The sequence below is a fragment of the Acinetobacter legionensis genome, from assembly GCF_048551735.1.
In the GTDB taxonomy this organism is placed as follows: domain Bacteria; phylum Pseudomonadota; class Gammaproteobacteria; order Pseudomonadales; family Moraxellaceae; genus Acinetobacter.
Genome location: NZ_JBIMBV010000018.1, coordinates 71,314 through 93,796, shown reverse-complemented (window position 1 = coordinate 93,796; position 22,483 = coordinate 71,314). Strand labels below are relative to the sequence as shown.

Here is a 22,483-nt window from a genome sequence, read left to right as displayed (position 1 = left end):
CACCATTAAGTGCAGCAAGTGCTGAACCACGGATGATAGGCGTGTCATCACCTGGGAAGTCATAAGTAGATAGAAGTTCACGAACTTCCATTTCTACTAATTCAAGTAATTCTTCATCATCAACAAGGTCACACTTGTTAAGGAATACAAGAATATAAGGTACACCTACTTGGCGAGAAAGAAGGATGTGTTCACGAGTTTGTGGCATTGGACCATCAGTCGCAGCACATACAAGGATCGCACCATCCATCTGAGCAGCACCAGTGATCATGTTTTTAACATAATCGGCGTGACCTGGGCAGTCTACGTGAGCGTAGTGACGAATTGGAGAATCGTATTCTACGTGTGAAGTATTAATTGTAATACCACGTGCTTTTTCTTCTGGTGCAGAATCGATTGCTGCGTAGTCTTTAGCTTCACCGCCGTAAGTTTTTGCACAAATTGTTGCAATTGCAGCAGTTAAAGTTGTTTTACCATGGTCGACGTGACCAATTGTACCCACGTTTACGTGTGGCTTATTACGTTCAAACTTAGCCTTAGCCATGAGAGCTTCCTTTTTAAACTACTCATGCAGGGTCACTGCATGAGCACTTGGTTTTTAACTATGAATTAGTTTGGGCTTATAGTAATCGAAAGATTACTCGTCGTCACCTTTTTTACCGCCAGACTGGAATTTAGAAATGATGCCTTCAGCCACGTTACGTGGAGTTTCAGCATATTTAGCAAATTCCATAGAATATGTCGCACGACCTTGAGACATAGAACGCATTTGAGTCGCGTAACCAAACATCTCAGCAAGTGGAACTTCAGCACGAATTGCTTTAGTACCGCCAGGTAAGTCGTCCATACCCTGAACCATACCACGACGACGGTTTAAGTCACCCATGATATCGCCCATGTAGTCTTCTGGAGTTTCTACTTCAACTTTCATGATTGGTTCAAGCAAGATAGGATCTGCTTTCATGAAACCATCACGGAATGCGTAAGAACCTGCCATTTTGAACGATAATTCGTCAGAATCGACATCATGGTAAGAACCATCAAATAATGTCGCTTTGATACCCACAACAGGGTAACCAGCCAATACACCATTCTTCATACGTTCTTGAATACCTTTGTCAACCGCACCGAAGAATTCTTTAGGTACTACACCACCTACAACTTCTTCAGCGAATTGGTATTCTTTACCAGCTTCTTCAACATCCATAGGCTCTAAACGAACATATACATGACCGAATTTACCTTTACCACCTGTTTGACGTACGAATTTACCTTCTTGCTCAACAGTCTTTTTGATTGTTTCGCGGTAAGCAACCATTGGTTTACCAATGTTCGCTTCAACGTTAAATTCACGCTTCATACGATCAACAAGGATGTCAAGGTGAAGCTCACCCATACCCGCAATAATCGTTTGACCAGATTCTTCGTCTGTGCGTACACGGAACGATGGATCTTCTTTAGCCAAACGACCAAGAGCGATAGACATTTTTTCTTGGTCAGCCTTAGTTTTTGGCTCAACAGCAAGAGAAATTACTGGCTCTGGGAATTCCATACGCTCTAGCGTAATGATGTTTTTCTCATCACACAACGTATCACCAGTTGTTACGTCTTTAAGACCTACACATGCAGCGATGTCACCAGCGCGAATTTCTTCAACGTCTTGACGATCATTTGCGTGCATTTGTACGATACGACCAATACGTTCACGTTTAGACTTAACTGGGTTATATACTGGGTCACCTTGCTTAAGAACACCAGAATAAACACGTACGAAAGTCAAGTTACCTACGAACTTATCGTTCATGATTTTGAACGCTAATGCAGAGAATGGCGCTTCATCAGATGCTTCACGAATCGCTTTAGTTTCAGCTTTGTCGTCAAGAATACCTTCGATAGGCTTAACTTCAGTAGGCGATGGTAAGAATTCAATTACAGCGTCCAACATACGTTGAACACCTTTGTTTTTGAATGCTGTACCACAAAGCATTGGTTGGATTTCGCCAGCCAAAGTTTGTGCACGAATACCCGCAACGATGTCTTCTTTAGAAAGATCGCCTTCTTCAAGGTACTTGTCCATCAACTCTTCAGATGCTTCTGCAGCAGCTTCAACCATATTGGTGCGCCATTCTTCAGCAGATGCTTGAAGATCAGCAGGAATATCACCATATTCGAACTGCATACCTTGAGAAGCTTCATCCCAAATGATTGCTTTCATTTCGATCAGGTCAACAACACCTTGGAAATTTTCTTCAGCACCAATCGGAATCACTACAGGTACAGGATGAGCACCTAAACGAGTACGCATTTGTTCAACAACACGGAAGAAGTTTGCACCAGTACGGTCCATCTTGTTCACAAATGCTAAACGAGGCACTTTATATTTATTTGCTTGACGCCATACAGTTTCTGACTGAGGTTGAACACCACCTACAGCACAGTAAACCATGCACGCACCGTCAAGAACACGCATAGAACGTTCAACTTCAATTGTGAAGTCTACGTGTCCCGGTGTATCAATTACGTTGATACGGTGTTCAGGGAACTGCTTACCCATACCAGACCAGAAACACGTCGTAGCAGCTGAAGTGATTGTAATACCACGTTCTTGCTCTTGTTCCATCCAGTCCATTGTTGCTGCACCGTCATGTACTTCACCAATTTTGTGAGATACACCAGTGTAGAACAAAATACGTTCAGTAGTTGTAGTTTTACCCGCATCAATGTGCGCAGAAATACCAATGTTACGATAACGAGAAATTGGGGTTTGACGAGCCATGATTTCTTGCATTCCTAAATTTTGTTGTTTAAAACAGGACGCATCAATGAAGCATTGATGCGTACGGATACTCAATACGTAATGGGCAACTTAAATACCCGCAAATCCCCCACTTTGGTAGAGGGCGATGTTAAATCGTGCTGCAGTACGCATGAGTATTCTCCTGATTAGGGACTGTTTTAGCCGCTTAGAAGCGGTAGTGAGAGAAGGCTTTGTTAGCTTCAGCCATACGATGCACATCTTCACGTTTTTTGATCGCTGCGCCTTTACCTTCAGCTGCATCAAGCAACTCACCAGCAAGACGTAACGCCATAGTTTTTTCAGAACGCTTAGCAGCAGCATCTACCAACCAACGCATAGCTAAGGCAGTACGACGGGATGGGCGTACTTCCATAGGTACTTGATAAGTAGCACCACCAACACGGCGTGCTTTTACTTCGACCATAGGACGAACTTTTTCAAGAGTAGTCTCAAAAAATTCAACTGGGTCTACTTTGTTTTTTTCTTGAACGCGGTCTAAAGCACCGTAAACGATACTTTCAGCAATAGACTTTTTACCATCTTGCATTACGTGGTTCATGAATTTAGCGATTGTTTGGCTACTGAACTTAGGATCCGGAAGGATTTCACGAGCAGCGACTACGCGACGTCTTGGCATTTTAATCTACCTATAAATATGACACTTCAGGTTTATCCAGCATCAGCACAAAGTGTCGTGTGCTATTCACTGGCCTTACTACACGTCGCTTGAATTTCACAAAATTAATGCAGAAATCAGACAAGCGAGACGCTAAAGGATTGCGGCTCTATCTTCTTAAGAAGCTAATCTTTAAAAGATTATTTCTTAGGACGTTTAGTACCGTATTTTGAACGAGACTGGTTACGATCTTTAACACCAGCACAGTCCAAAGAACCACGAACGGTATGGTAACGTACACCTGGTAAGTCTTTAACACGACCACCACGGATAAGAACAACACTGTGCTCTTGTAGGTTATGGCCTTCACCACCGATATAGCTAGAAACTTCGAAACCTGAAGTTAAGCGAACACGGCAAACTTTACGCATTGCTGAGTTAGGTTTTTTAGGTGTAGTTGTATAAACACGTGTACAAACACCACGACGTTGTGGACAAGCCTTCAACGCAGGAACTTTTGATTTTTCAATCAAAGTTGTGCGACCCTTACGGATCAACTGATTTGTTGTTGCCATATGGCAATTCTCCCGTTAATAAAAAGCCTCAAAAAATTACCACTTTTTGAGGGCATGCAATTGTAAGCCAAGAAGTAAAAATGGTCAACATTCAACATGGTGTCAAATATTGACCATTTCAAGCTTTGGCTGAATAGATGATTCAACCTAATCAGGCTTATTTTCTGATTTTGTTTCAGTAACTTCTTGCGATTTTTCAGTTAATTTTACCACATTTTCTGCAGTCGCTTTAGCTTTTATAGGGGTGCGCTTTTTTGTTACAGTTTTCGCAGGTGCCGATGTTTTCGCTACTTCTTTTGCTTTCTCTGTAGAAGCATTCACTGTTACTGCTTTCTTTTGCCCAGTGCGTTGAGGTTTTACTGGTGTCGCTTTATTTTCCAGTTGAGTCGCATGTTTATCTTCAATGTGAGTTTCAGCCAGTTTTTGAATCCCCTGCCCAACTTTTTCCTCAGCATTGGGCTCTTCAACAGTTTCACTGGTTTTTTCTTTCACTTCAACATGAGTAATTGCTTCATTTTCAACCTGATGCTCTGCTTTCTCTGTAAGTGTTTGTGCTTTACTGTCGTCTAAAAGCAAGGGATGCGCATCTGAGATCAATTGACTAAATTTTTCATAAGCCTCTAATACATCAATTTTTTCATCAGAATGCTGTAACAAATATTGCCTTGCACCTGAAAATACGATTTGAGCTTTATCAGTTGCATCATCGACTAACTTCCAGCTATATACAGCACTGATTCCCATCGTAGCTAGGGGTGTAAGTCGTGTCAGCAAGCTAAAATGTGGAAGATTATTCATCCACGGCAACTTAAATGTACCATCCTCATTTGCCACCCATTTTTTTAACAGCTCTATATCATTGCTTGAACCTAAAAGCTGTTGCAATTGACTCACATTGTGAGTTTGCAACACCCCTGCAAAAGTTCGTATTGCCGCCATTAATGCGTGTTTTTCAGCAACAGTGCCTAGATCAATTTGTTTAAAGATGTATTCAACAACGGCATGATCTTTTGCATTCAACTCAAAACCATGCGCTCTTCCAGTGTGATAAACACTTCGAAGTGCCAAAGCCAGTGAACTAGGTACATCAAGAATTGCACCTACGCCACCAAACGCACCAGTAACCGCACCTTGAATTGCAGCTATAATTTTATTCTGATTTGCCAATGCAATACTGATTCGTTGTGAACGTTCAGTATCCTTAGCCAATTCTGCCAAGCTTTTTGCACCTACTTCTTTTAGAACAGCATCTACAGACGTCAATTCTGAAACAAACTCATTGAGCTTATCAAAAATAAAATCAGACAATTTATCGTTTAAATCTGGCGAAATAAACGAAGCGACATTATTGATTTTTTTAAAATGTTTCCCCAAAAGCTGTCCCGTTACATTCGGTAGATGTTCTCGTAGCATCTGTTGAGGATTTTCATATTGTTTACGCTCAAAAGCACTTCTTTCTTGAGCAGTACCTTGCACAACGGATTCAACTTTAGGACTGTGGCTCAATTTACTCACCGTACCAGGAGCAACATGATTGACCACACTTAAACCTGTTTCGCTTAGCTTTTTGGCTACGCCAAAAGCATTTGAAATAAATCCGCCGGATTGTTTTTTATTAGAATTTGCCATGTGCACCCTCGTAACTGTGGTTTTTCAAACACTAAAGCTTGTATTAAATAGTTTCTCAACGCTTACATTAATGTACTGATTTGCGAATCAATACAATCACTATTTCACAAAATTTCAATACAGATCATCATACTATACAATTATAAACAATCTAACCCTAGTTCACTTGCAATTACAGTACTCAATTTACTTAAAAATACTTTCTATAACAAACAGATGTCATAATTTGTCGCGGGCGGCTTACGTACTAGTGGTCATCTTAGTCTTTGCCAGTTATGATAGATTCATTGGATAAAATATACAGAATCATTATGAAGCAAAATTTTCAAAATCAAATTAAACACAGTTCAGAACAAAAATATCAAGCAGAACTAGAACGCTTAAAAGAACAAGATCAACATAGAAAGCCAGCAGGTTGGCAACTTTCTGCCTACGCTGTTCGCTCATTTATTTTGGGTGATGCCAAACTTGATATTCAAAAAAAATTTTATGGTGACGATGCTTTAGTTGACCGTGCCTTGGTTACCTTGATGGGCAATCAGGGTTTGATGCTGGTGGGTGAACCAGGTACAGCAAAATCAATGCTTTCAGAGCTATTTAGTGCTGCAATTTCAGCCAATTCTCAGCTCACGATTCAAGGAACAGCGGGGACGACCGAAGACCATATTAAATATTCTTGGAACTACGCATTACTTTTATCGGAAGGACCAACAGATAAATCATTAATTCCCTCCCCGCTCTTCTATGCTATGAAAAATGGACAAATTGCCCGCTTTGAAGAAATCACACGTTGCCCACCTGAAATTCAGGATGTATTGGTGTCTTTACTGTCTGAAAAGCAAATGATGATCCCTGAAATGGGACAAGATTTTAGTTTGCAAGCAACACAAGGATTTAACATCATCGCAACAGCAAACTTGCGTGATCGTGGCGTACATGAAATGTCAGCAGCATTAAAGCGTCGCTTTAACTTTGAAACGGTAAAACCGATTCGTGACCAAAAATTTGAAATCGAACTGGTGGGATTACAACTTAAGAACCAGCTTGCTGATTTATACAGTGAAATCCAAGTTCGCCCAGAAGTCATCGAACTCTTGGTGACCATTTTCAATGAGCTTAGAACAGGACAAAGTCTGCAAGGCGCAACACTTAAAACGCCTGATGCTGTTATGTCTACTGCTGAAGCAGTCAATATTGCCCATGCGGCAGGTCTACAAGCCATTTATCTCAGTGATGGAAAATTAAAAGCAGAACACCTCGCACAACAATTGATTGGGGTTGTGTTTAAAGATAATCCAGATGATGCTAAACGCCTGCGTTACTATCTTGATACTGTGGTGAAAGAGCGTGCACGTAAGGATGCTGATTGGAAAAGTTTCTATGAAGCCAGCCGAGAGTTTTAATCATGCAGCTGCTGGATCGAAATATAGAGAGAGGGGAAATGCCTGAACGCTTAAAACAGGCATTTCAACTGAAACAGCAACTGGCAAAACAAAACGTTTTTTTTGCGCCAATCCGCCATCATAGCCCCGCTTGTGCATACGCGCTCAAGCAATATATCGATGAACTTAAGCCCACACACATTTTAATCGAAGCACCAACAAGTTTTGAATTCTTAATTGAAAGCTTACAGAACCAAGCCACTCAGCCTCCTGTGGCAATATTTGCACAAGCGCAACGTTCTTCAAATAAAACCTCCCCCCAAAAAGGCGCTGCAAATAAAAATGGTGCTGACGAAGCGCATGAAAGTAATGCAGAAGTTCAACCAGAAATCTTTTCTGCCTACTTCCCTTTTTGTGAATACTCCCCTGAATGGGTCGCTATCCAACAGGCAAAATACATTCGAGCAGACGTTAAATTTATTGACTTGGATTGGGCAAAACAAAGTGCCTTAAAAACGCAACAGTCTGATTTGGACTGGCAACAAAAAAGTCTGCTGTCTGAACGTTATTTTGCACATAGCCAATATATCCAAAAACTTGCTGAAACGATGCATTGCCGAAATCATGATGAACTTTGGGATCATTTATTCGAGCTGCAAAATGTTGAACAACTGCAACATGCTCAAACATTTTTTGATGATGTTTTTGCTTGGTGTTCATTAGCACGTTTGGATTATGAGCGTGAGGTACTTTTGCAAGATGCTTCATTACATCGTGAAGATGTGATGTGGAATTGCATCCAAGATAGTATTGATCCCAAGCATAAAATTTTGGTGATCACGGGTGGCTTTCATAGTCTTGCCTTAATTGAAAATCTAGTAGCCCCACAGCAAGCAGAACGTTTTATTGTCCAAGATCAAAAGCAAAACTGGCAAGAGCAAGCTTGGCTGATTCGCTATAGTTTCGATCGTTTAGATGCTTTAAATGGCTATGCTTCAGGTATGCCCTCACCTGCATATTATCAACAACATTGGCAAAATTTAAAATCTGCAAACAATCCAACAGTTGAACAGACACAACTGCAATTTTTTCAATATTTAAATAAGTTGTGCCATTTTTTAAACCAAGAAAATGCACTGGATGTAACGCCTTATATCGCACTAAAAAATACCGCTGAACTTGCTTGGCAATTGGCTTGCCTTCGTGGACATCATCAACCAAGCCGTTATGATTTACTCGATGCTTTGCAATCAGCACTCATCAAAGGGGAAATGGATGATGGACAACAGCATTTATTTACCCTAATTTTTCAGTTTTTAAGTGGACAACAACTTGGTAAGGTTGCTCAAAATCAGCACAGTCCTGCATTATTAAAAAATACCTATCAACAGATTAAAGCCTATCGTTTTAATTTAAATGACACCATTATACGCAATCGAAAACTCGATATTTATCGCAAACCTTTACATCAGAACATTAGCCAATATTTGCATTTACTGGAATTTGTAGGCTGTAATTTTGCCCAACGTATTTCAGGTCCAGATTTTGTACAGGGTGCCAGTCTGGATTTGTTGTTTGAGGAATGGCGCTATGCATGGACACCAAGTGTTGAAGCACGTTTGATTGAACTGGCAGAAATGGGCAACCAACTCGAACAAATTGCACTGCTTAAAATTATTCAACTACAACAAGGAAATGAAGCAAAAGGTGTCGGGCAATCTGCCTTTGAAACTGCGAAATTGCTAGCTTTGGCGTGCCGCTTAGGATTAAAGCAACATTTAGAATTGCTCAGTCAACAACTCGATACTTTTTTAGAAAGCGATCAAAACCTTGCATCGGTGATTGGTGCAGCACAGCAATTGTATTATTTATGGCATGGTCACAAACTGTTAAATTTACCCGAAAAAATCGTGATACAAAGTTTAAGTTTAGCCGTCTATCAGGCCTGTTTTTTACTTGATCAAATTTACGATACCCATGAAGAAAAAATTGAACAAAATCTTAGCAACTTAAAAACCTTGCATGAACTGATTTTAAATATCAAGCAACGGAATTCTTCACTACAACATGCAGTCGTGAATGCACAAGCTGTGGATTTACTGGAACTGATGTATAGCCAAATTGATCTGGCAAAAATTGATGAATTTCATCTTAGCTCACTCAAAGGCGCGCTAAATACTTTGCAATTTTTAGATCATCAAATTGAGCAAAATCAACTTCAACAACAATTACAACTGGCTTTTGCAGTGGGAAGCGATCCTGAAAACGCTGTGCAATACCTACATGGCATGTTTTTTATTGCGCCTGAAATCTTTGTGCAATCCAATGTTGCAATTGATGCACTTCACCAATTGGTCAGTCATTGGACGGAAGACACCTTTATTCGGATTTTACCTGATTTACGCTATATCTTTAGTCAGCTCACCCCAAAGCAAAGCACCAAAGTATCTAAAATTATCGCTAAAACCACAGGACTAGGAGAGAATGTCATTCTCGATCAAGTGCTTAGTCATATTGGGGAACAGGATGTATTCCAGGGCATACAACTTAACCAACTACTGCACAAAATATTTGAATATGATCACTTAGATCGCTGGGCAATCAATCGCTCTAATCAAGAACAACAGCTTGAACAGCAATCAGAACAACAAGGAGTGAATAAATGAGTCAATTACCTCCTGAACCAAATCTTGATGAAAACTCCGATCCCCCTGCTTCTCTTGATGCCATGGATCAAGCACGCCGTTGGCGCTTGATGCTCGGTCGATATGCCGACCAGAATTTATCAACAGCGGCATTGTCAGGCGATCAACTTAAACTTGAACACAATCTCGATTATCTCTACCAAAATGAATATAAGCGTCGGGGCATCCAACAAGGGAAAAACCGCCATGGCGGTTTAGAAGCCTCTCAACTTAACGCGATTAACTGGCTCAACCAAAGTCGAAAACTGTTCCCAAAATCGACCTTTGAACGTATGCAAAAACAAGCCATAGAACGTTATGAGTTAACTGAATTATTTAAAAACCCAGAGCATGTAAGACAACTTGAACCCAACCCTGCGGTTGCCAAAGCTTTGCTGAGTATGCGCGGTCGTTTAAGTAATGAAATGAAAGATGCGATTCGAGAATTAATTCAAAAAGTCGTGGAAGAGCTCTTACAAAAAATCCGCACACAATTTTTAAAAGCGTTACAAGGTCGCCGTAATCGTTTTAAGCGTTCACATCTTAAACAGGCACAAAACTTTGATTGGAAACGGACCATTCAAGCCAATCTCAAAAATTATCAGCCTGATTTACAAAAACTGATTATCCAAACCCCTTATTTTAATGCCCGTGTACAGAAGCATTTGCCATGGGAAATTGTACTGTGTGTCGACCAAAGTGGCTCGATGATGGATTCGATCATGTATGCAGCAGTATGTGCCAGTATTTTGGCAGCTCTGCCTGCGGTCAATATTAGTCTAGTCCTATTTGACACTCAAATTGTTGATTTAAGCCATTTGGCACATGACCCAGTTGAAGTCTTACTGACCATTCAACTCGGTGGCGGAACCAACATTGGTCAAGCTTTGCAATACTGTCAAAAAAAGATTAAACAACCCAATCGCAGTATTTTAGTCTTGATCAGTGACTTTGAAGAAGGTGCATCCGTTCAACAAATGCTCAACACCACCAGTCAACTCAACCAACAAGGCTGCAAACTACTTGGGCTTGCTGCGCTGGATCAAGCAGCCAATCCTGTTTATGACATCAATATGGCACAAAAACTCCAAGAACGCGGTATGCAAATCGCTGCAATGACCCCCGAACATTTGGCGACATGGTTTGCAGAGGTGATGCAATGAGTTGGCATATTTATACTCAATACGATGAAGACAGCCTAACCATGCACAGCAATGCTGGTCTTCTACGTCGTGCCCGTAAAGCCTTAGATGCTGTTGAACTACTGCAACAAGAGCACGATCAACTGGTATTTAAAGTCGAAGAATGTGAAGTTAAACTGCCCTTTGAAGGCATCACCAAAGCATTGTGTAGTTGTTCAGCACAAGGTTGTTGTAAACACATTCTCAGCAGTATTTTATGGGTTCAGGAACATGAAACACTCCTGACGACCGCAAATACCCCAAGTGAAAATAGCCCTAACAATAATCGAGAAGATACAGTACTGCTCGCTCAACAGGAAGCATCTCAACATACTGAGACATCTAAACAAGCTACAACATCGGCCCTTGAAACTGTTTTAGAATTTGATCTAAGTAAAATCCAAAAACAAGCAGGCAAAGCCAATATTCGTTTGGCCTATGAATTTGTACAAAATTGGTTGCTTCAATCTGAACATTGTCAAATTGGTATTCAAGAATATAAAATCATTTTTCAAACCGATTTAAGTCCCAATCCAGTTGTTCTCTACCCCGCAACAGGGTTTGAAGGCATGTTGTCAGAAATCGCAGACAAACAAAAAGTTGCTGGGCATTTGGCATGTATTGCTTATTTATTTCTCAAAAATGTCCCTGAAAAATGGCAATGGTCAATTGATATAACAGCGCAACAACACCATCCTACACAGCAACTTTCACCTGATGATCGGGTATTGATCCAAGAACTTAAAATCATTTGTCAAAACTTTATTCAGCAAGGTTTGTCACATTTGGCCAAAGAAATGGTCATGTCACTGCATATTTTAAATATGCAAGCACGCGCACAAAACTTACCACGTTTAGGGAGCTTATTGCGTGCTTTACATGGTTCAATGAAGCAGTTTTTAGAAGCAGATATACAGGTTGATGAGCAACAGATTTTTAATCAATTGGCACATTTGTATGCCTATTTGGCTGCACTGTCAGAAATCGAGCATTTAAATCCAGATGTTCAAGCCGAAGCATTGCGACAACTTCGAGGTGCTGTACAACGTGACTATCAACAAGAAAGCATAGCGCATCTGATCCCTCTTGGTTGTGAATGGTGGAATACAGAGAGTGGTGCACATGGTCTAACAGTATGCTTCTGGGATGTAAAAGAGCAACAACTCAAAGAAGTGACTCAGGCACGTGCCAATCATTTAGATCGCACCTTTGATATGCACAGTGCAGCCAATACTGGGATCTGGGGGAGTTCTCTCAGCTTTTTACTGCAACATCAACTTGAATTAACCCATGCAAAATCCAGTTCAGAGACACAACTTAGTGCCAGCACAGATACTCGTTTTTTACCAAAAGGCATGTTGAATGCACTTAGCCAATCCGATTTAGAACAAATGAATATTGGCATTTCAACATGGCAATCTTTACAGCAAATGCTTCTTCCGCATTCAAGCCTAGAACAGCTTAAATCACGTTATGTACTGCTTCGCCATAAAAGTATCACAGCACCTGAACTCAACGAGCTAGAGCAATATTTTGAATACCGTATCACTGACGATGAAAATAGAGCACTCAAACTGGTCATTCCGATAGAACCTGAATACCGTGCACGAATTAAACATCTCACCCAACTGATTCATAATGAAAAAATTATCGCAACGTTGGTACGTATCGAAACAACACAGCAACAAATTCAATTCATTCCATGTAGTGTATTTTTAACAACGCCAAAAGGTTTAAAAATATTCAGTCTGGATTATGACCATCCTGTACAGAAGAAAAGTAGCTTGGTTGAGCTGATTACGGGTCGTATTGAAAAACTGCTCGAACAAAAAAAGCAGTGGAAACAGCAGCAACATTTATCTGTATTAGACCTTTTGATCTTGGAGTCACAAGCCTTGTTTGAATTCTATGCGAATACAGGTCGTTCAAAATTGGATACGGATGATTTGGTTAAACTAGATGATTTTGCTGAAAAGTTTGCAGATTTGGGTTTAAGCTTTATTCAAAACTCACTCAAATCAGATTCCACCCAGCACAGTTTAGCCAGTCAGCTTTTAAAATGGCGACATGTTTTATTACAACTACAACGCCTAAATCATAGAATCGCTTTAGAAGGACAAGTTACGTCGTGATAAATTAAGCTTGCTATTTAAATTGATGATATTTTTCTATAATTTTAGTGAACTACCAAGCACAGTATTAAAGCCTAAAGTATTAGCGCCTATAGAAAAGCAACAGCGATTTGCTCAAAAGGAATACAGATGTTAAATAAACTTTTTTCAAAAATTGAGTCGATGTTTTTAAAGCCTGAGGATAAGGCGGTTAAAGCACAACAAGCAAACTCAACCAATGATCATGACCATATTCAAAAATATAATGAAGATCTAAAAAATAAAGTTGAAAAGCTCTACCATATTTTCCAGCCTTTGGCCGTCATTGAAGAGCAACTTGATCAAAATGTGGTTTTGTTTATTTTGGATGGAGAAAATCCGGACATATTACTTAAATTACAGCAATACCCTAATGAAAAAGCACTACTTTTACTGGGAAAGCCGGGTACCTATAGCTGGTACTGGCCTCAAAACAATCAATCACTGGATAAAAAAGAAAATAAGCTTGCTGAAGCAGCACTAAAACTACGCCGTCGTTATTATGGTGAGATCTTTGAAGAATTAGAGTTTGAACAAATCATTCGTTTTGCCAAAGTGCTTGAAGCTGCAACACAACAGAAAAATTTTACCAATATTTATGAAAAAGTACCCACTTGGTTTATTTATCTCACAGTAGACACATTTATTACCGCTTTTGATAGCCAGCATTTTAGCGAAGCAGATCCGAATAAATTGTTAAAGCAAAATTGGACCCAACAAAAACTATTTGATTTACTTGAAAGTGATCAACAGGGTTTAGGCGATGAACTGCTACCTTATCTATTTGAACGCCAAAATATCGACAGTTATCATTCTAGTAAATTAGATAAAATATTATTACTCAAGGACACCCAAGATTTCATTTCAGCCCGATTAGATCAACTCAGAAAACTTATTCCAACACTGAGTATCATTGGACAAGAAAACTTTTTAGACTATATCGCCAAACAAACAATATTGATCAAACAAATCCCTGACTTGATTGTAAAACTTTCTGTAGGGAAATCTAAAACTATTCGTACTAAAGCCACCAGTCTATTGACGAATTTAAATCCAGAAGATAGCCAAAAATATTTAAATCAAAATCTATTGGAAGGTTCAAGTCAGGAACGAGGTTTCTCTGCAGATCTATTGGCACGTTTAGGTGCTGACAATCTGACTGTACTAGAACAAGCATTTGAACTGGAAAAACAAAAATCTGTACAACAAATCTTACAAATGGCGATTCAACGCTTAAGATCTGTTGATACTGCGCAATTACAACAAGATTTTGAAGCACCAATCTTTCAACCGTTTGTTGAACAAAAAATTCCAGCAAGTTTTACCGAGGTTATTTTAGAAAATTATCAAGAAATTTTGGCAAAAGCTGAACAGAATGCTGCCGATGAAATTGAAGAGAATAAAACAGCAAGTTATAAAAGAACTTGGGCTCAAGATCATTTAAAGCAACTTAAAAAAATCAATCATCAAACTTTAACGTCGATTGTTGACCAACTGAACGGTGATGCATCTTTTAAAAATGTACACCAAGTTGAAAATATTATTACCCATAAAAATAAATATAAAAAATATCCTGAATTTTCCATTAATCATGCCATGAGAATCATTGCGATACGCAATCGGAATTGGATCTATTGGCCTAATTTATTTGAAATGCTTAAACCTGAAGAATATGCCAATTATGAACTTCGCCATATCGTTCAGGCCTTGGATGCGGCAAAATTTAATAATCCAAAACGTCGAGTTGCTCAAGGGATTCTAGCGGGATCATCCTATTATCAAAGTTTACAAGATCATATTTATGAGAAAGATAAAATTTGGCCATTTTTTGCGGAAAATCAAGAGTATTTAACTGAAGCATTGGGACTTTCTCCATCTTTAGAACAAAATGAATACCAAAGCTTTAATCCATCAGATGCCATCTTTGTACTTAAATGCTTCCCATCCTTGCCAGTACAGTTTATTCCGCGTTTACTCGAATTTGCATTGGGTGAAAATAAGCGTTTGCGTTATGAAGCGCAAGAAACCTTACAACATCTTCCTGACATTCATCAACGTGCCATAGAAGCCTTAGAGTCAGGTAAACAAGACATTCGAATCACCGCAATTGAATGGTTGGCACGTCTACAAAATCAGGATGCAGTAAAACCTCTGAATGCTTTACTTAAAAAAGAGAAAAAAGAAATTGTTCGAGCTGCACTTTTAACTGCATTGGAAAAGCTTGGGCAAGATATTAATGCTTATCTCAAACCAGAAGTGCTGTTGAAAGAAGCAGAAGACGGTTTGAAAGGCAAACTTTCAAGCAGTTTTACATGGTTTGATTTTGAAACATTGCCAAAAGTGAAATGGCAGAATGGCAAAGAGATTGACCCTAGAATTGTCAAATGGTGGGTGATATTGGCTGAAAAATTGAAAGAGCCTAGAGCCAATGCCCTATTGCAACGCTATAGTGGCTTACTCGATCAAAAAGATCAGGTACAACTTGCCAATCATTTATTACACAGTTTTATTCATCAAGATACCTTACAAACACCATTGGATGAAGCAACACAATATGCAACCACAGAAGCACCTGGCCGTCTGAGTTCTTATCGTGATTCATACAAACGTTATGGTGAAAAATATCCTGAACATTATGCCAAATACGGCACCATCACCTTAGAAGAAGTGATTGAAGAGATTAAACGCGAACGTTTAGGACTTTATCTGGGTTCCGCGATCAAAAGTAAAGGTATGCTTTCACTGACGGCCAATGCGCAAGGAAGTTTCGCAGTAAAACAATTGCAGAACTATATGAAGCAACACTACCCTCGTCGCTCACAAATTGAAGCCATGATTAGTGCATTATCGATCAGTAATGATCCATTAATCATCCAACTGTTGCTTTCACTTTCACGTCGTTACCGTACCGCTTCGGTGCAAACACTTGCAAACACATTGGTTGCTGAAATTGCTGAACGTAATCAATGGACAAGTGATGAGTTGGCCGATCGCACTATTCCAACAGCAGGTTTAGATGAAAATGGAGTGTTACAGCTACAATATGGTTCACGTAACTTTAGTGCAATTGTTGATGATAAAGATAAATTCATTCTTAAAAATGAAGAAGGTAAAGAAGTTAAAGCGCTACCTGCTGCCCGCCAAAATGATGATGAAAGCCTGATCAAAGAAGCCAAAGCACTGTTTAGTACCAGTAAAAAAGAGTTTAAACAAGTCGTTGATATGCAAACAGGTCGTTTGTACGAGGCAATGTGTAGCGAACGTCAGTGGAATGTTGCTGAGTGGCAAGAATATATCTTTGCCCACCCAATCATGAGACGCTTAATCCAAAAACTGATTTGGCTTGAGATCAAAACCAATGGTGAAAAAATCAGTTTTAGACCAAGTGATGATGGTGCATTACTGAATTTAGACGATGATGAAATCGAGCTTTGCACAGACAGTAAAATTCAAATTTCTCATGCGGTTTTGGTCGGTGAAAAGGAAGCGAAAGATTGGATTGCACATTTTAAAGACTATAAAGTAAAATTCTTATTTGAACAGATGACCCATCACCTACCGAAGCTTGAAGATGATAATGTCACTGAAATCAAGGATCATAACGGCTGGCTTACAGACACATTTACCCTACGTGGTGTTGTAACCAAATTAGGCTATCAACGTGCCAGCATTGAAGATGGTGGCTCATTTGACCGCTATACCAAACCTTATAAACAGTTGGGTATAGATGTAGAAATTACATTTAGTGGAAGTTATGTACCAGAGGAAAATATTCCAGCTGTACTTTATGAACTCACCTTTAGCAAAAAAGCCAGTCGATCTTGGAATAACAATGAACTTCCACTTAAACAGATCCCACCAATTTTATTGGCTGAGAGCTATGCAGACTATTTAAAAGTTGCTGCATCGACATCAGGTTTTGATCCAGAGTGGGAAAAGAAAACGCCTTGGTAATTCATAAAGACTAAGAATTTTTGTTTAGACTTGCTACAGGGGATGTCAGCTGTATTGCAACCGATATGATGACTGTTGATAGTCATCATATCGGTTATATGGGTAATTCGATTCAGCATGTAAATACAGACATCGTTCTACAATAGGCAATAAAACACCATGCTCATTCCAGTATTTAAAATTTATTTCAAAAATTACTGCTTCAAACCCTCTCTAATTAGTCCTGCTTATGGATGGTTTTGCCTAATTGATGTAAATATCCATCATGAATTCATATTATTATAAAAATAATAAATATATTTATTTTCAGCCACTTAATTAACTTTTGAGCATACAATATAAGGTTTTAAATGATGCACAAGAATCAATATCTTTCGCCATTGAACTAAAAAAGTAAACGCGTTTAAATGTAAACATTCATTCTGTATTCTAAAATAAAGGACTTTGCATGAACCGTCGTGTTGTCATCACTGGTATGGGTATTAACTCATGTATCGGTAATACATTGGAAGCTGTTAAGCACTCTTTGGAAAATGGTATTTCAGGGACACGTCATAATTCAACGTACGAAGAACTTAATTTTAAAAGTCATGTCAGTGCCGCAGCTGAACAAGATTTTGATGGTATTGACCGTAAACTTAAACGCTTCATGGGCGTATGTGCAATGTATGCCTACAATTCAGCACTTGCAGCTGTAGAACATGCTGGCCTAACACCAGAGCAACTGGGCGGTAATCCTCGTTACGGTATTGCAGGGGGTTCAGGTGGGAACTCAACTGCATCTGTTACAGAGATGGTTAAACTTTTAGAAGAAAAAGGTGCACGTAAAATTGGCCCGTTCTTCGTACCACGTAATATGTCTAACACCATTACTGCCAATGTCGGTGTTGCATTCAAATTACAAGGTGTTGCTCATTCAATCACCAGTGCTTGTGCAACTTCAGCTGATGCAATTGGTTATGCTTACAACCTGATTCAATTAGGTAAACAAGATTTAATGTTGGCGGGTGGCGGTGAAGAAGATCACTGGTCACAAAGCTTATTGTTTGATGCGATGGGCGCACTATGTTCTAAATATAATGATGCTCCAGAAACAGCGTCACGCCCATACTCAGCTGACCGTGACGGTTTTGTGATTGCGGGTGGTGGTGGTTTTGTTGTACTTGAATCACTTGAACATGCTCAAGCACGTGGTGCAAATATTCTTGCAGAAGTTGTTGCTTATGCTGCAAATTCGGATGGTGCGGATATGGTTGCACCATCAGGTGAAGGTGCTACCCGTTGTATTTTGATGGCTTTAGAAGAAGCAAAACAACATGGCGTGGATCAGATTGACTACGTCAATACCCATGGTACTTCAACACCTGCTGGTGACGTGACTGAACTTCTTGCGATGGGTCGTGCATTTGGTGAAGGTAATGTTCCACCATTAAGCTCAACCAAGTCTATGACAGGTCACAGTCTGGGGGCTGCTGGTGTTCAAGAAGCCATTTATTCTGTATTGATGATGCAAAATGACTTTATCGCGCCAAACATCAATGTCACAGAACTAGATGAAGGCACAAAAGGTTATGACATCGTACTTGAAAAACGTGATACAAAATTGAATACTGTGATGAGTAACAGTTTCGGTTTTGGCGGTGTCAATGCTTGTCTCATTTTTAAAAAATGGGAAGGCTAAACAAAGAATTGTTGATCATTCAAATTTATAATAAGTTTGGATGATCGGCATCTCCCACACTGCCCTTAAAAGGGTAAATTGATGGATGCTCCTTCAGAAGCTTTCCTTTGGGTAAAAGCTTTACATATCATTGCAGTCGTGTGTTGGTTTGCAGCACTGTTTTATCTCCCGCGTTTGTTTGTCTACCATGCCATGAGCGATGATAATCTAAGTCATCAGCGTTTCGAGATCATGGAGCGTAAATTATATCGGGGCATTATGTGGCCATCGATGATCGCAACTTTGATCACCGCACATTTTCTCGTAGACTGGGGCGATGCAACACGTCATTACCATGAAGCTTTATGGTTTTATCTAAAAGTCGGTTTAGTTGGTCTTTTGGTGATTTACCACTTTGTCTGCGGTTATTACCGTAAAAAACTGATTGGCAATGCACATTATAAATCGCATAAGTTTTGGCGATTTTTCAATGAGATGCCAACCCTGATTTTATTTGCAGTGGTGATTTTAGTGGTGGTTAAACCCACATTTTAAATTGTAGATAGAAACCTCCTAAATGGAGGTTTTTAATTGATTGGATGTAATTTACAGGCCCACCTAAATAATTTTCTAATAAATTCAGCAACATGAAATTATAAAAACTTAATCAACAATATCATTAAAAACACTTAATACATGCCTTTATAGAGGCTTCACTGCCACATCTTAGATACAAGGTTTAAATTCATTTGTGCTGGCAGTGCCCCACTTTTCGTAGGGGACAGCAAACCTTGCGCATGCACGATTCAATAATGTAAAAAGTAGTTGTATTACCTTAAACAATGCACAATCACTCTATTGCGCTCAACATCAAGTCCGATTAGATCCGTTCCGGAATAACCATTTGCTTGTGCAAACTCAATATATATATAGGATTTCTTTCAATGGCTCTTAATTAGCCAATTTCTAATTTTTGCATTCATCGGTGTTGAATAATACTTTTCAATGGCCCAACTCAATACAAAAACAGCAATAAAATAAATTGGCAATAGCATTAATTTTTCAACAGCTAAGGTTTCTTGAGGAAAATAAAAAACTTTAAATAAACCCAAGATAATCAAATGAAATAAGTACATTTCATAACTACGTTGCCCAATCCACGCTACACCTTTTGACAATATAGAGCGAGATTCAGTGTGTGGGTTCTGAGCAAAACAGAAGATCAGCATTGCTGACAATATGGCAAAAATGCTGATTCCCCACGTACTAACCTCTTTGATTGGTGCATATAAATAAACAGCTGCTATCAACACGACAATGATTGGAACCACGATTTTGGAAACCTGAATTTTTTGTCCCATCCGCTGATTCATTAAAGCAGTTAAGCAACCAATCGCAATTCCGTCAAAACTTGAGAAGTAATGATAAAGATAAGCCCCGCTTTCCTCAGCAAAATGCAATGAACGGAAATAAGGTGCATAAATGATGATTGCCAATAAAAATATAATAAACCCTTTACCACGGCCTAATACAACACACAAAATTGGAAATGCTAAGTAGAAGACTTCCTCAACAGATAAAGACCATAGCACGCCTAGCGCATAATTCACCCAGCCATTTTCAATGATTAGGATATTCATCCAAAAGGTAAAAGCAGAAAATACAGTTAAGCCGTAAGAAACTTCAATACCGTTTGGCGCTTGATTGAGAAAGGGTTTTAACCCCATTGCACCCAGTACTGTGACCAGCACCACCAGTAGGACCAAACAAGGCATAATTCGGGCAATACGGCGAATATAGAAATCTTTGAGTTTAATCTGTGCAAGTGTCCCACTTCTTTGTAAAGTATGTTGAGTGATTAAAAAACCCGAAATCACAAAAAATAAAGTCACTCCATAATTACCATTGCGGGCAATTAAAGTACTTAAGCTTTCTCCAAAGATCTGTATACCTAGAAATGTGTCATGCAGTTTATAAGGAATATTAAAATGGTGGAGAAGGACCAATAAAATTGAAATTCCACGTAAGAGATCGATCTTGTTATTGCGCATATCTGCTATTGCTTATCATAAATGATGCTATTAAACGTGTTTTTTATTTTTATTTCAGTATTTTATTTTGAATAATTTGTTAAATTCTACATTTAATCTATGTAATCAATCACGGATAAAACCAAAAACTTGAGCATTTTATATTTAATCTAAGCGTTTAATTTTTAGAGTTAATTTATATCAAAATTTTTCATATCATAGTTATTCAGGAGATGATCTAACACCATCTCCTGATCAATTGAATATTCAACATTAAAGCTGTTGATTACGTTTTTTCATACGCGGTTTATACATCATTTGATAGGTCACCGCTAAAATAATCACCCACAACGGGCTGATGATTAAAGCTTTTAAAGTATCAGGCTCAAGACTTAAAATCACCAAAGTAAAGGCAAGGAAGATCAAAACAAGATAAGACATCCATACACCACCTGGCATTTTAAAGTTTGATTTCTCATGTAATTCTGGGCGTAATTTACGGTAGCGTATATAACACACCATAATAATACTCCAGATACTAATGAATAAAATCACACATAAAGAACTGGCTAAGGTAAATGCTTCGACGGTATTTGGAACAAAATATTGTAGTGCTGCACCTGCCATAATAAAGCCACAAGAGAACAACAAACCTTTTGCAGGAACGGCGCGTTTAGACAGCTCAGCCAACTTAGTCGGTGCTTGCCCTTCTTTAGCCAATCCAAACAACATACGACTGGTTGAAAATACACCACTGTTCATCGATGACATTACCGAGGATAAAACCACCAAGTTCATAATCACAGCTGCTGCACCAATACCAGCATGTAGGAACAATGTGACAAATGGGCTTTGATCCGCAGGAATTTCATTCCAAGGGGTTACCGACATCACGATAAAGAGTGCCAATACATAGAACAAAATAATACGGGTCGGAATCGCATTGACCGCTTTAGGTAAGTTCTTTTCAGGATCTTTGGTTTCTGCCGCCATAGTACCAATCAGCTCGACACCGACAAAAGCAAACAAGGCAATTTGGAAACCTGCTAAAAAGCCACTTGCCCCTTTCGGGAACATGCCACCATGCGACCAGACATTGCTAAAGCTTGCAACTGAACCTGTCGGTGCTTGGAAATGGCTCAACACCATATAGCCACCAATAAGAATCAATCCAACAATGGCTAAAATTTTGATCAAAGCAAACCAAAACTCAATTTCACCAAACAACTTTACTGTGAGGAGATTAATTCCCAATACCAAGAGTACGCATCCAGCACTAATTAAGGCTTGTCCCATGGGGGTAAAGGCGGTTCCGTCAGGAAGCCAAAAATTGAGATAATTAATAATTGCAGCTAAATCCGCAATACCCACTAAGATCCAACCGAGCCAGTATGACCAGCCAATATAATAGCCAGCACCCGGACCAATTAAGTCATGTGCCATATCAATAAAGGATTTGTAGTGCAGATTTGAAAGTAAAATTTCACCCAATGCGCGCATCAGGAAAAAGAACATTGCACCAATGATCATATAAATGATCAGAATTGAAGGGCCTGCAAGGGAAATGGTTTTCCCTGACCCCATAAATAAGCCAGTACCAATTGCACCACCAATCGCAATTAATTGTAGGTGACGATTGGATAATTTCCGTTGTAGCTCATTTGGCGACGATGGTACGTCATCTGAATGGCTTGAAGTTGTCATAAAAATATCCTTTTTGACAATTTTTTGGAGGTAAAACCCGCTTGTGGCATAAGAACATTCCCGTTCTATTGTTCTACCTAACGCGAACTGGGCCACATGGTTTACATGTGACCAGCTTTAA

General features: G+C 39.2%; 15 protein-coding genes. 8 read left to right on the top strand and 7 right to left on the bottom strand.

Annotated features, from left to right (window positions below):
• The 5 genes from ACG9ZL_RS16080 to ACG9ZL_RS16060 all read right to left on the bottom strand — a co-directional run.
• A partial coding sequence (locus ACG9ZL_RS16080; RefSeq protein ID WP_419360720.1) for a GTP-binding protein occupies window positions 1–544 on the bottom strand: 544 nt, incomplete at its 3' end.
• A gap of 93 nt (window positions 545–637) precedes the next feature.
• Window positions 638–2,776, bottom strand: a complete 2,139-nt coding sequence (gene fusA / locus ACG9ZL_RS16075; RefSeq protein ID WP_336952051.1) for an elongation factor G — start codon at window positions 2,774–2,776, stop codon at window positions 638–640.
• 187 nt (window positions 2,777–2,963) lie between these two features.
• Window positions 2,964–3,434 carry a 30S ribosomal protein S7 gene (gene rpsG, locus ACG9ZL_RS16070; protein ID WP_004655203.1) on the bottom strand — a complete coding sequence of 157 codons (471 nt, stop codon included), beginning with the start codon at window positions 3,432–3,434 and terminating at the stop codon, window positions 2,964–2,966.
• A 179-nt stretch (window positions 3,435–3,613) separates the two neighbouring features.
• Window positions 3,614–3,988, bottom strand: coding sequence for a 30S ribosomal protein S12 (gene rpsL, locus ACG9ZL_RS16065; RefSeq protein ID WP_004648013.1), 375 nt, complete (start codon window positions 3,986–3,988; stop codon window positions 3,614–3,616).
• Window positions 3,989–4,135: 147 nt separating this feature from the next.
• The gene (locus ACG9ZL_RS16060) at window positions 4,136–5,617 is read right to left on the bottom strand and encodes an EcsC family protein (RefSeq protein WP_419360718.1); all 1,482 of its coding nucleotides are present in this window, start codon (window positions 5,615–5,617) and stop codon (window positions 4,136–4,138) included.
• Window positions 5,618–5,928: 311 nt separating this feature from the next.
• On the opposite strand from ACG9ZL_RS16060, the gene ACG9ZL_RS16055 reads away from it, so the two are divergent.
• The 8 genes from ACG9ZL_RS16055 (at window position 5,929) to hemJ (ending at window position 19,183) form a co-directional block, all read left to right on the top strand.
• Entirely contained in the window at window positions 5,929–7,020 is a 1,092-nt protein-coding gene (locus ACG9ZL_RS16055) for an ATP-binding protein (protein ID WP_336952053.1), read from the top strand.
• Between the two features lie 2 nt (window positions 7,021–7,022).
• Window positions 7,023–9,665: a DUF5682 family protein gene (locus ACG9ZL_RS16050; protein WP_419360716.1), complete on the top strand. Its 2,643-nt coding sequence runs from the start codon at window positions 7,023–7,025 to the stop codon at window positions 9,663–9,665.
• Entirely contained in the window at window positions 9,662–10,846 is a 1,185-nt protein-coding gene (locus tag ACG9ZL_RS16045) for a VWA domain-containing protein (RefSeq protein WP_336952055.1), read from the top strand. The genes ACG9ZL_RS16050 and ACG9ZL_RS16045 overlap by 4 nt, the downstream gene beginning before the upstream one ends.
• Complete coding sequence (locus ACG9ZL_RS16040) at window positions 10,843–12,996, top strand: hypothetical protein (protein WP_419360714.1); 2,154 nt, start codon at window positions 10,843–10,845, stop codon at window positions 12,994–12,996. The genes ACG9ZL_RS16045 and ACG9ZL_RS16040 overlap by 4 nt, the downstream gene beginning before the upstream one ends.
• Before the next feature lie 129 nt (window positions 12,997–13,125).
• The gene (locus ACG9ZL_RS16035) at window positions 13,126–16,968 is read left to right on the top strand and encodes a DUF4132 domain-containing protein (protein ID WP_419360713.1); all 3,843 of its coding nucleotides are present in this window, start codon (window positions 13,126–13,128) and stop codon (window positions 16,966–16,968) included.
• A gap of 20 nt (window positions 16,969–16,988) precedes the next feature.
• Window positions 16,989–17,114 carry a hypothetical protein gene (locus ACG9ZL_RS16030; protein ID WP_336952058.1) on the top strand — a complete coding sequence of 42 codons (126 nt, stop codon included), beginning with the start codon at window positions 16,989–16,991 and terminating at the stop codon, window positions 17,112–17,114.
• 302 nt (window positions 17,115–17,416) lie between these two features.
• On the top strand, window positions 17,417–18,649 hold the full coding sequence (locus tag ACG9ZL_RS16025; RefSeq protein ID WP_336952059.1) for a beta-ketoacyl synthase N-terminal-like domain-containing protein: 1,233 nt from the start codon (window positions 17,417–17,419) through the stop codon (window positions 18,647–18,649).
• 81 nt (window positions 18,650–18,730) lie between these two features.
• Window positions 18,731–19,183 carry a protoporphyrinogen oxidase HemJ gene (gene hemJ, locus ACG9ZL_RS16020; protein WP_004723664.1) on the top strand — a complete coding sequence of 151 codons (453 nt, stop codon included), beginning with the start codon at window positions 18,731–18,733 and terminating at the stop codon, window positions 19,181–19,183.
• Between the two features lie 386 nt (window positions 19,184–19,569).
• Here the strand turns inward: hemJ and ACG9ZL_RS16015 are convergent, their stop codons facing one another.
• Window positions 19,570–20,679, bottom strand: coding sequence for an acyltransferase family protein (locus ACG9ZL_RS16015; RefSeq protein WP_336952060.1), 1,110 nt, complete (start codon window positions 20,677–20,679; stop codon window positions 19,570–19,572).
• 252 nt (window positions 20,680–20,931) lie between these two features.
• The gene (locus tag ACG9ZL_RS16010) at window positions 20,932–22,362 is read right to left on the bottom strand and encodes an amino acid permease (RefSeq protein ID WP_004723666.1); all 1,431 of its coding nucleotides are present in this window, start codon (window positions 22,360–22,362) and stop codon (window positions 20,932–20,934) included.
• Window positions 22,363–22,483: the final 121 nt, after the last annotated feature.